General features: G+C 66.5%; 9 protein-coding genes. 1 reads left to right on the forward strand and 8 read right to left on the reverse strand.

Features of this window, described 5'->3' with window-relative positions:
- Positions 1 to 310: 310 nt before the first annotated feature.
- The 7 genes from GO707_RS09695 to GO707_RS12630 all read right to left on the reverse strand — a co-directional run bounded on the left by GO707_RS09695 (position 311) and on the right by GO707_RS12630 (position 7,869).
- On the reverse strand, positions 311 to 991 hold the full coding sequence (locus GO707_RS09695) for a TorD/DmsD family molecular chaperone (RefSeq protein WP_157012911.1): 681 nt from the start codon (positions 989 to 991) through the stop codon (positions 311 to 313).
- A gap of 114 nt (positions 992 to 1,105) precedes the next feature.
- Entirely contained in the window at positions 1,106 to 1,975 is an 870-nt protein-coding gene (locus GO707_RS09700; RefSeq protein WP_157012912.1) for a DmsC/YnfH family molybdoenzyme membrane anchor subunit, read from the reverse strand.
- Between the two features lie 2 nt (positions 1,976 to 1,977).
- The gene (locus GO707_RS09705) at positions 1,978 to 2,565 is read right to left on the reverse strand and encodes a 4Fe-4S dicluster domain-containing protein (RefSeq protein ID WP_157012913.1); all 588 of its coding nucleotides are present in this window, start codon (positions 2,563 to 2,565) and stop codon (positions 1,978 to 1,980) included.
- Positions 2,566 to 5,454, reverse strand: coding sequence for a molybdopterin-containing oxidoreductase family protein (locus GO707_RS09710; RefSeq protein ID WP_157012914.1), 2,889 nt, complete (start codon positions 5,452 to 5,454; stop codon positions 2,566 to 2,568).
- Positions 5,455 to 5,494: 40 nt separating this feature from the next.
- Positions 5,495 to 6,232: a hypothetical protein gene (locus GO707_RS09715; protein ID WP_157012915.1), complete on the reverse strand. Its 738-nt coding sequence runs from the start codon at positions 6,230 to 6,232 to the stop codon at positions 5,495 to 5,497.
- Positions 6,219 to 7,211 carry a 4Fe-4S binding protein gene (locus GO707_RS09720; RefSeq protein WP_198161073.1) on the reverse strand — a complete coding sequence of 331 codons (993 nt, stop codon included), beginning with the start codon at positions 7,209 to 7,211 and terminating at the stop codon, positions 6,219 to 6,221. The genes GO707_RS09715 and GO707_RS09720 overlap by 14 nt, the downstream gene beginning before the upstream one ends.
- Positions 7,204 to 7,869 (reverse strand): 4Fe-4S dicluster domain-containing protein, encoded by a 666-nt coding sequence (locus GO707_RS12630; RefSeq protein WP_157012917.1) that lies wholly within the window; start codon positions 7,867 to 7,869, stop codon positions 7,204 to 7,206. The genes GO707_RS09720 and GO707_RS12630 overlap by 8 nt, the downstream gene beginning before the upstream one ends.
- 220 nt (positions 7,870 to 8,089) lie before the next feature.
- On the opposite strand from GO707_RS12630, the gene GO707_RS09730 reads away from it, so the two are divergent.
- A complete protein-coding gene (locus GO707_RS09730; protein ID WP_157012918.1) occupies positions 8,090 to 9,652 on the forward strand; it encodes a helix-turn-helix transcriptional regulator in 1,563 nt (520 codons plus the stop codon).
- 12 nt (positions 9,653 to 9,664) lie between these two features.
- On the opposite strand, the gene GO707_RS09735 is transcribed toward GO707_RS09730, so the two are convergent.
- Complete coding sequence (locus GO707_RS09735) at positions 9,665 to 11,104, reverse strand: helix-turn-helix transcriptional regulator (protein ID WP_157012919.1); 1,440 nt, start codon at positions 11,102 to 11,104, stop codon at positions 9,665 to 9,667.
- Positions 11,105 to 11,116: the final 12 nt, after the last annotated feature.

Genomic DNA, 11,116 nt, shown 5'->3' on the forward strand with positions numbered 1-11,116 from the left:
ACTCGACCGTCCGTCTAAAGGCCTTCCGGGAGGGCGGCAGGACCGTCTACGATACGATAGACAACCGCAGGAGGCGGTTGGGGCTGGCGGCGTAGGCCGCTGTCCAAGTAACTGTCCGCACCCCCCAAAATGCCGCCTCGGCACTTTTCGAGGGCAGTCTGGGCGGCGTTTTCCCAGGTCGAGCATTTTGCAGATGGCGAGTTTGCCGCCCGCTGGTCACAAAACCGTGATTTCCAAGCCAAAAACGCGCCCATGCGCTACGCTCTTCCCAGCAGAACGCGACGGGCGCCCCGATTCGGGGCGCCCGTATCTATGCGGCCGCTGATGCCGCCTCTTCGAAGGAGCGTTCCTCTTCGGCGACGAAGGCTTCCGTCAGCGCGAGGACGCCCCGGTAGAATCGGGTTTCCACCATCAGCCGCGCCTGGGCCAGAAAATCCCGTACCCACGAGGCCACATGGGCCCGGAAGAAGGATCGCTGGCGCTCGAGAAGCTCTGCGGCCTGGCCTTCGTTTCCCGCGCGCAGGGCCGCGGCGGCATCGTCGCAAAGACGGCCCAAGTAGGCGCAGATGAACGACAGGTGGTCCTCGGGCAGATCGACGCCCTCGGGAACGCGCAGTTGGTGCGCGCGCAGCTCCCGGTATACCTCGCTGCGAGCCTCGCCCATGAGCTGACCTGGCCCCTGGGTGCGAAACAGCGATTCGAAGGGCTGGGCCGTGCGGCCCTCGCGGGTGCGGATGCCGTAGAAGGCGCTGGTGAAGTCGGCGGCTAGCTCCTCTTTGGTGCCCGTGTGCCGCAGGCGCAGCGCTCCGTGCAAGTCGCGATAGGCCGGCGCGAAGGGCGATTCGCTGTCGCTGGCCAACTTGGCGAGGTCGCTGGCGGCCAGGGCATCGATCTGCTCCTCGGACAGCGGCTGATAGTACAGCGAGGCGAGCAGGCGGTACAGGGAGGCGCGATCTTCGAGAAGGTCGATGGCGCAGGCGAGGTCGGTCATGGCGGTCTCCTTAGGTGACGAGTGGGCGGGCTGGGACGATTCGCTTGACGGACCGTCCCGCAGGGGCCGGGGGAAAGTACCGGGAAGGGGCTTTCCCCCGGCCGGGGAACAGCGCTACAGGTTCAGCATCACGCTGGGGATGCCGTGGGAGAACAGGTTGAGGTAACCGGTGGCGCAGGCCCACATGAGCATGCGCAGGGCCACGCCCCCGATGGCGGCGCAGGCCACGCCGGCCACGGCCAGGGCGGCGGGCGCCTTCGCGGCCAGCGCGGTCATGCCGGCAATGGCGCAGGCTAGCACGCCGACGACGCCGCACGCCACGGCCCCGCCCCAGAACAGGACCCCTTGGGCCGCGACCGCGTCAAGGCCGAGGAACAGCCCGTAGGCGAGAATGCCCACGGCGTCCACGACGGCGCAGACGAGCACGGCCGGCCACAGCTTGCCTCCCAGCTCCTCGGCGCTGGCCGCTTTGCCGGCCGGCGTCTTGGTCGCGGCCGCCACCAGGGCGTAGGCGAAGGCGCCGAGGGCCAAAGACGTGCCCAGGTAGGCCAGGGGCAGCGTTTCGGTGCTCCAGGTGGGTTGGGCGTCGATCACGTAGCCGTGGCCGCAGAAGAATCCGATGGCCACGCCGAAGATCACCGCCAGCACCGCCACAACTCGCACGGCGCCGTCGCGGCCCTCCTCGCGGGTGAGCACCAGGTAGGCGGCGCCTGCGATGAAGCTCGCGCCCAGAAGCATCAGCTCGATGGAGATGCCCGAGAACGACAGCAGGTTCGTCACGGCGCTGATGGCGTTCAGCGGAGAGGCCAGGTGGGCCACCGAACACAAACCGCCGATCACGAACAGGGCCAGTGCGCACCAGGCGGCGCGGCGGCGCACCGTGCGCGAGCCGCCGAGCAGCTGGGAGAGCCCGGCGAAGGCGAGCATGGCGCCGCCGGCTCCGGCCAGCAGGGAGAACAGGACAAGGGGCCATTGAATCGCCATGGTTACACCAGCTCCTTCCAGGAAGCGAACTTGGGGGACAGAATGTAGCGCGTGAGCGGCTTGGCGTCATTGGGATCGGGCAGCGTGTGGATGGCCTCCTCCGGGTACTTCGCCAGCTCGCGGCACACATCGGATTCCGGGTCGTCGTAATCGCCGAAGAAGCGCGCGCCGCAGTTGCAGTTGTGGACGCAGGCCGGCACGCCGTCGCCGTCAGCAGTGATCTGGGCGCACAGCGTGCACTTCTGCACCACGCCGGCGTCCTCGTTGAACTGGCGCACGCCGTAGGGGCAGGCGTAGATGCAGTACTGGCAGCCGATGCACTTCTCCTTGTCGATGAGCACCATGCCGGTTTCGGGGTCGCGGTAGCTGGCGGCCGTGGGGCATACGTGCACGCAGGCCGGGTTCTCGCACTGCTGGCACTGGGAGGGCAGCCAGTACTTCTCCACGTTGGGGAAGGTGCCCGTGGGGCCCACGGCGATCACCTTGTTGTAGAAATGGCCCAGGGGCAGGTCGTTTTCCAGCTTGCACGCCACGATGCAGCTGTCGCAGCCGGAGCAGCGATCCAGGTTGATCAGCAGACCCTTGCGCATTTAGAACACCTCCTCGGTGACAGGTTCGCCCGAAAGCGTGGGCATGAACGGTTGGAACTGCTCGCTCTCGATCCAGATGCGCTCGGGGCGCTCGGTCTTCTCGATCTTCACCGTGAAGGCGCGGTAGCTGTTCGTGGCGAAGCAGGGGTTTTGGAACTCGTCGGCGGACATGATGTTGTAGCCGCACTCCTCGATGCCGGGGGTGATGGTCTCCTGGGTCTCATCAAAGCACTCGGGGTTCCAGAAGCGCTCGGTGATGAGCACACCGGGGGCAATGCCCTGGGTGAGGTAGGCCCGCGCGTTGGACGATCCGCGGCGCGAGGTAATCTTCACCCAGTCCAGATGCTCGATGCCGTATTCCGCCGCCGTCTCGGGGTTGATCTTCAGCTCGGGGGCGGGCATGACCTCGCGGATGAAGGGCGCGTGGCGCATGGTGCCGTGATGGAAGTGGGGCAAGCGTCCCGTGGTGATGACGAGCGGGTACTCCGGATCGTAGCCCGGCTGGCCCTCGACGGGGCTTTCCGTCGGTTCCTTGAAGGTGCAGATGGGGTCGTAGTCGTCGCAGGCCGGCTGGTCGAAGGGATACATGTAGGGGAAGCCGGTGCGGGCCAGGCGCAGCATGGCCTCGGAGTACACGTCCACCTTGCGCGACATCGTGGCGAACCCGCGGGGCAGCCCGTCGCTCACCGGCTCCTTGTACTGGTAGTAGGCCATGTAGTCGTCTATGGGCTCCTCGGTGAAGCGGTGGTCGATGTCGTCGAGCATCTCCTGCCAGCTTCCCTTGCCCATCTGCTCGGCCCAGGCAGCCCGGGCCGCCTCCAGGCTCTCGAAGAACGGTACCTTGTAGGCGTCGGGGTCGAACACGTTCTCGGCGCCGAGCTTCTCCACGGCGGACGCGGCCACCTGGTAGGGCGATACGAAGGGGTTCACGGTCTCGCCGAGGTGCGTCACCTGGCAGCGGGCGTAGTGGCGGTTGAAGTGGGTGCCCGGCGCCTCGTAGGAGTCGTATTCCAGCCACTCGGTGGTGGGCAGGAACAAGTCGACGGTCTGCACAGTGAACGAGGTCATGTTGGGGTACTGCTGGATGACGAAGTCCTGCTCGTCGTAGGCCTTCTTCCACTCGAGGGAGGGCCCCATAACGGCGTACTTGTTGCCCGACATCTCGTACATCACGCGCGGACGGTAGGGCTCGCCGGTGGTGATGGCCTGCCGCAGCTCCTTCGGCGCGCAGGTCTGCCACTGGTGGATGCCCTTGTGCTCGTTGGCGCCCATGGTGTCGCAGCGGGACTGGAAGAAGTAGCGCTGCATCTCCTTGCCGTCGCGGCCCTTGGCGTCCCAGTCGGCCACGATGGCATCCAGCAGGCGGTCGTTCTCGGCCTTGGTGAGACCGGTGGTCCAGCCCAGGCCGTAGCGCTCGAAGGTGGAGGAGAACACGCCCAGGCGCTGAGTCGGGCGATCGGCGGTGCGGCTGGCGGCGCCGTGATTCTGGAAGGCGGAGCAGGGGGACTCCACGTGGCCGAGCAGCGCGTCGATGGCGAGCGCCCCCAAAGGCGCGGTGGAGGAGTTCTCCTGGTGGTCGGAGAACACGCCGTTGGACAAGCCGCCGAAGTCGGCGTTCGCGTACAGCTCGATGGCCTCGCGGATGCGTTCCGGATCGAGCCAGCAGGTCTCGCCGGCCGCCTCCAAGGTCCAGGGCTCGGCCTCTTCCTTGTAAATCTGGCCCGCCGTCTTGGCCTCCTTGCCGTTCACGGTGGCGGTGGCGAAGATAACGGGGTCGACCGCGCAGTTCTCGGGGGCGGTGAAGGGGAAGGGCTGGACGGAGTTGGTTTTCGCATCGAAGCACACGTAGGCCGGGGTATCGTAGACGCCGGCGGGGTCGGCGGCCGGGTTCACGTAGTCGGGCCACACCTCTTCGGCGCGATAGGCCAGGCGCGTGTCGGGGTTGATGAGGAAGGGCAGGTTCGTCCAGTGCTTCACGAACTGCTCGTCGTACAGGTCGTTCTCGATGATGTGGTGAATCCACGACAGCATGAGCGCGCAGTCGGAGCCGGGGCGCACGGGAAGCCACACGTCGGCCTTGGTGGCCTCGGCGGTCATGTAGGGATCCACGACGATGGTCTTCACGCCGAGGTTCGACCGGGCGTCGGTCAGCCCGTGGCCGCCGTGGGCCGCCTTGGAGGAGTGCGGCTGGCTGCCCCACAGCACGAAGACGCGCTCCGTGTCGTCGCGGCGGGTGCCGTCCAGCTCGGCGTTGTCGGTGATGCCCACCCAGCGATCCACGTTGTCCATGTCAACGCAGCAGTTGAAGCCCACCGAGGTGGTGGAGACGAAGTCGCGCGGCATGGCGCACTGGCAGGCGCCGGAGGCCAGGGAGTTGCAGCCGCCGAAGGTGTAGTCGAGGCCGGAGGTCTCCCACTCGATGTAGGCGCCGCCGCCTCCGCGGGCGCTCCAGTAGGCGTAGGGGCCGTACTTCTTCACGGCCGTGGCGATCTGCTCGCCGGCCAAGTCCACAGCCTCCTCCCAGCTGATCGCCTCCCACCGGTTCTCGCCGCGCTCGCCGACGCGCTTCATGGGGTGCAGCACGTGGCGGGGGCTGTAGACGGTCTGAATCTGGGACAGGCACTTCAGGCACACGCCGCCCTTGTTCAGGGGGCCGTCCGGGTCTCCTTCGATCTTCACGACGCGGCCGTCCTCGGTGTACACGCGCACCGGGCAGCAGTTGGTGCAGCCATGGCAGGCGGTCTTGTGCATCACGCGCTCCACGGATCCGGCGGCGAAGGCCTGATCGGTCGTTTCGAGCAGCGGGATCGAGCCGGCGGCCGTAAGGGCCGCGCCCGTGGCCGCTGCGGCCTTCATGAAGCCGCGTCGGCTGATGGTTCCCTTGGTCATGGGGGTCCTCTCTTTCCTCTCTACGGTCAAAATGGCGTTCCTAGCGAAGTTGCTGCAATACCTTCATTCCCCTCTCTGTGATCTTCCATCCATCGTTCCAGGCAAGGCCGCCCGAGCGTTCCAGTGCGTCCACGAAGAAGCTCGGCTGCAGGGGTTGGCTTGAGGTGGTGCTCGCGAAGGCAGCGGCGGGTCGGGTGCGCAACAGCGCCTCGATCTCCTTGAAGGTGCGCTGCTCGCGGCAGAAGTCCATAAGGTCCAGGTAGGTGGTAAGCCGCTGGGGCACGAGATCGAAGAGGCGTTGCAGCCGCTTCTCGGGCGCGAGGTCCTCGGCCACCTGCTCGCCGACCGGCGTGGTTACCACAGCGTAGGCGAAGGTGGCGTCCTCGATCTCGTCGGGAGTGAGCCCCGCCTTGGCCTGGGGCGTCAGGGGCCGGCCCGTCTCGTCCAGCTCCAGCCAGTACAGGCCGCCGGCGTGCACGAGGGTGCGGATGAGCCGGTAGGGGCTTTGGGCCACCGAGGAGAACTCGGGGCAGGCCCGAGCCGCCTCCTCGGCTTCGGCGAGCGTGCGCTGGGTGGTGCAGAAGGCGAGCAGCTTGAGGAAGATCTCGCGGTGCAGGGGCGCCCGGTTCACCGTCTCGGTAAGGGCGGCCACGGCTTCCTCGAAGGTGGCCTCGGCGCTGGCGTCGGCTTCGGGTGTCGATGCGGGCTCGGCGGCCTTGGGCGCGAGGTCGCCGTCGGCAGCGGCGACGTAGGGCGCGGGTGTGCTAGCGGTTTCCACGGGTCAGTCCTTTCTTCGTGAAGCGGATGGCGTCTGCGGGGCAGGCGGCGGCGCACTGGCCGCAGCGGGTGCACTCGGCCAGGGCCCGGTCGCCCAGATCTCCCGCCGGATCGATGAACTCGGGGCAGGCAGCGGCGCATACGGTGCAGGGCGTGCCGTCCTTGCGCAGGCAGAGGTCGGGGTCGATCTTGGGACGCGTGGCCTTGTTGAAGTTGGCCACGAGCCCCATAAGGGCGCTGATGGGGCAGAAGCGGTGGCACCATTTCCGCAGCAGGGTGAGCTCGGCTACGATGATGAGGGGGAACACGATGAGGTCCAAGGTGGGCTCGTTGAACCCGACGAGGCGGTAGAGGGCGATGGCCGTGGCGAAGGTGAGGCCCACCGGGCAGATGAGGCAGAACACGGGGAATCCGCAGATTGCCGCCGACACAAGCGAGCCGCCGAGCACCACGTGGCGCCCGTCCACCTTCGCGAACCGTCGCTTGTCGGTGCCATCGGCGGGGGCAAGGGGCGTCTCGCCGGGTTTCTTCTCGCCGCAGCCCGCACAACCGGCGCACGCGGCCAGGCGCCCGCTCACGTGATGGGCCGCCTCGATGCGCGCCGCCTTGTCGGCCTCGCGGCGCTTCTTGCCCGACAGGAACCGGTCAAGCGGCGGAATGGGGCACACCCAGCTGCAGAAGGCCTTGCCCACGAGCAGCACTGCCGCGGCGGCCACGGCCAGGATGATTACGGCCCGCGCCACGAAGGCCCCGGCGCCGAAGAGCGATTCCAGCGCGCCCAGGGGACATACTGCCGCAATGGACTCGTAGCCCACCGAACACAGGGTGCCCGAGCCGATGCCGGCTACCAGGCCGATGATGAGAAGGGCGAACACGATGCCCGGGACGTACCGACGCACGCGGCTCACCTTCGAGCGGCTGCCCTCCTCCGGCTGCGCGGAAACCTCGGCGCCGTTTTCGGGGGTTGTCGACTTAGCCATGCCACACCTCCACATTGATGCCGCGCTTGTTGCTGGCGTCGTAATTGCGATAGGCGCTCGTGGGGCAAACGTACTCGCAGGCGCCGCAGCCGTTGCAGCGCTTTTCGTCCACCACCAGGCGCCCGTTCTCGTCCAGGGACAGGGCGTCCCACTCGCAGGCATCGATGCAGGGCGCGTTGCACGTGCCCGAGATGCCGTACAGCTGGCACTCGGCCTCGTCTACCACGGCCATGCCGATCTTGTCCACGTAGGGGTCGAAGGCCGTAAGCGCCCCGGTGGGGCAGGCGGCGATGCAGCGGAAGGCGCCGTCGCACATGTCGCAGTAGCCCTCGCGAAAATCCATGATCGGCAGCCGCGCCCCGATAATGCCGGGGGTGAGCCCCTCCACGCCGATGGCGGCAAGCGGGCAGGCCGCCCGGCAACGGTCGCAGCGGATGCACGCGCCCCAGAACCGGTCGGCGTCCTGGCCTCCCGGCGGTCGCAGGCGATCGGTCTCGCCGCCGAAGGCCGCCGTGGCGCCCCCGAAGGCCAGAAGCCCTGCGGCCATCGCGGCGCCGCCGATGAGCGACCGGCGGCTGAGGCCCGGCCTTCGGGGCTCAGCCGCCCCGCCGTCCTCTTGGAGGCTCGCGGCGGAATTCGTTTTCTCCCTCGTCTTCACGCTCTCCCCTCTCCTCGTCTCTTCCCGCGCCCTTATCGGCGCGGGGAATCTGCTACACTTCCGGGAGGCTCATCCACTCGTCAAAGCCGAGCCTCCCGTTGGCATCTAGGTTAGGGGCTGGCATCTGCGCTGAACATTCTCCGAAGCGCTGTAAATTGCCATAAGCGGGCCTCCACCAAAACGCTTAGGGGTTGTGTTTCCGCAGGTGAAAAGAGGGATAATGGTTGGAGAGGGAAAAGATGCATCAAATGAGGGGCGCGTGGGCGGCCCAGCGGGCCAGGCGGCGGAGAGCCTCTTTCCCGTGCGCTTTTTGGGGTTCGGGTTCTATTGGGCGTGGCTCTTTCTGGCGGGGGTGACCCCCTCTCCGCTTATCGGGGCGCCGCTCTGCTTTGCGAATGCCCCCTTCGAGATGGTCGAACTGTCGGTGCGAGCGCTGGTGCTTGTGGTCGTGCTCATCGCCTCGCGGCAGCTGGCTTCCGTCGCCGGGCAGCGCGGGCTGCTCGTGCTCGGGGTTGCGGCAAGTGCGGCGGCGGCTCCGCTTGCCCTCGGCCTCGGAGGCGCCGAGGCGGCTTCGGCCTCGGCGGTGGCGGCCGCCATCGGCGAGGTGTGCATGTTCCTGCTGTGGCTCTGCTTTTTCGGGTACATGAAGGTGGGCGAGACCTTCGTTCTGCTCGTGGGGTCCTACGCTATCGGCTCGGTGCTCTTCCTTCTAACGGCGGCATTGGGCTTCAACGCCATGGCGGCCGCCTCGGTGCTGTTCCCCGCGCTATCGGGAACGGCCTTCGTGCTCTCCCAGCGTCTTATGAAAGCGCGGACGGGAGAGGAGCTATTTGTCGAGGAGCCGGTTTCGGGTGACGGTGCTCGAGAGACGGGCGGGGGCGTGCTGCCGGCCGCTGCCGTTGCGGCCTCTCGCCATGGGGCAGCGGGCGGCGCGGAGAGTCCCGTGCGCCAGAAAGTGCGCATAGGCGTGGCCCTTGCCCTGTACTCGTTCTCCTTCTCCCTCTCGTGCGGCATCGCCCTGTTCAGTGGGGAGGGAGTGATCGGGGCCTTCACGGTGGAGCCGGCGGCCATGATTGTGCTGGGGGTTATCTGCGCGGCCTTCTTCAAGTTCGACCGTCAGCCCGATCGACCCTACAAGCTCTATCGGGCCGTTGCCCCGCTTATCGGGGCTGGGTTCTTGCTGATGGCCGTCTCGCCCCTTCCCGACGAGGTGGGCGGTTTCTGCGTTGCCTTGGGCTACGTGCTCTTCGAGCTGCTGGTCCTCAACGACTGCTGCAATATCGTGAAGGCCAACGACGCGTCGCTCCTGCGCGTGATGGCGGCGGCCCGGCTGGCCATTACGCTGGGAATGTTCTTGGGCTGGCTGGCGGCGTTTGCCGCGGCCTCCTTGGCGGGTGCGGCGGAAAGCGTGTCGAGCTTGGTGGCCCTCGGGCTGTTCGCGGCTCTGGTTTCCGTCTCGCTGGTGTTCACCGAGCGTGATATGATCTCCTTCGCCGCCGTTGCCGACGATCGGGCCCTATCCGAGGGCGCTTTGGAGGGTCCCACCCGCGAGGAGGCCTTCGCCGCCTTCGCCGAGCAGCAGGGGCTTTCCCGGCGCGAAGCCGAGGTGGCGTCCTATCTGCTCGCGGGGCGCACGACGAGCTTCGCCGCAGAGAAGCTGTTCATCGCCGAGTCCACGGTGCGGGCCCATGTGCACAGCATCTACCGGAAGTGCGGCGTGCACTCCCGCATGGAACTGATGGATGCCTTCGACGAATGCTGGATGGAAGGTGTCGATACGTAGTCCCTCGCCCGGTTAAGCTTTCGGATGTTCGGAGCAGAACTGCTCGAAGCGGTCGATAAGCTCCATGCGACCCCGGGTCTCGGTTTTCTGGTATATCTTGTGAACGTGGGAGCGGGCGGTGGACTCGGCGATGAACAGTTTCTCGGCAGTGTACTGCATGGTGCGGCCTTGCAGCAGGTACTCTAGCACCTCGGCTTCGCGTTTCGAGAGGTCGTGCTCGGTGGCGAACAGCGGAATAAGCCACGTCTTGTCGAGACGCGCCTCGGCGGCCTCCTGACGGGCTCGCATGCCGGCGATGGTGCCGAGCTTCCCCATGGCCTTATCCGTGAAGACGAGCGACGCGGCAACGATGACGACAACAAAGCACAGAGCGATTATCAGACGGCTCGATTGATCGGGATCCAGCGCGGCGCTGAGAGGAGCGCCCAGCACCCAGCCGAGGAAAATGCCGAGGGAGCCGGCGATGCGCACGATGAGCATCGAGCGCAAGAGCGAGCCGTCGTTGGTTTTGGTGGCATTGCAGAAATCGTTGAAGGAAAGCGCCTCGAAGAGAAGATAGCCGAACATGACGAAGAAGCCCGCGCACAGGGAGAGTCCGGCGGGCAATACGAGGAAGAGGGCGGCGCCCCCGCCGAATACCAACGGCACGCTGCGGTAGAGCGCGTAAAGGCCGATGCTCACATCGCTGAGGCGTATGGCCGCGATGACGACAGCGGCAAGCACGATGCTGGCGAGGGCTTGTACGAGCGGTCCGCTGGAGAACGTATATTCGGAGACGGCGGTACGGCTCGAGAAGAGGGCGAACACGAAGGCGTACAGGGTAAGACCGATGGCCAGCCGCCTGAGGGCCGCCGGTAGCTTCGGGCGGCGGTCTGCGGCGGGGGAGGCTTGAAACAGCCCTTCGGAAGCGAGGGACGGAGGGTTCTTCACGAAATAGGCGAACAGCGCTCCCGACAAGATAGGACTTGTGATGGCGGCGACGAGCATCGCCGTCTCGCCCGCAGCAACGACGGCCAGGTACAGTATCGAGCCTAAGGCGTAGGAGCAGGCAAGCATGAAGGCGATATCGCCGATTTTCGCATAGCCGAAATAGCAGAGCCACATAATGAGCATGGCCACATCGACGACGGCCGTGATGAAGGCCGCCAAGGTCACGGCCTCAGGGGTGGCGGCAAAGGAAAGGGTGAGGGCGGCGACGGGGCCGCCGACAAGGCAGCAGACGGGGTAGACCCAGCGTCCTCGGCTGGTGGTGAGTAGGCGGGTGGCCGCAAGGGAGAGCGAGAGAAGTAAGAGGCGTGCACCCACTTCCCATACCTCGAAGGGGAGGCTCCCCAATCCTTTAAGCGCTCCGAACAGCGGAGAGGGCGATACGGCCACCAAAAAGAGCCATATCCAGAAAAGGGCGAAGCCGAATGTTCGCATGAAGAACAGTGATCTCGATTCATCCGACATGATTCCCCTTTC

Source organism: Adlercreutzia rubneri (genome assembly GCF_009755265.1).
GTDB lineage: Bacteria > Actinomycetota > Coriobacteriia > Coriobacteriales > Eggerthellaceae > Adlercreutzia > Adlercreutzia rubneri.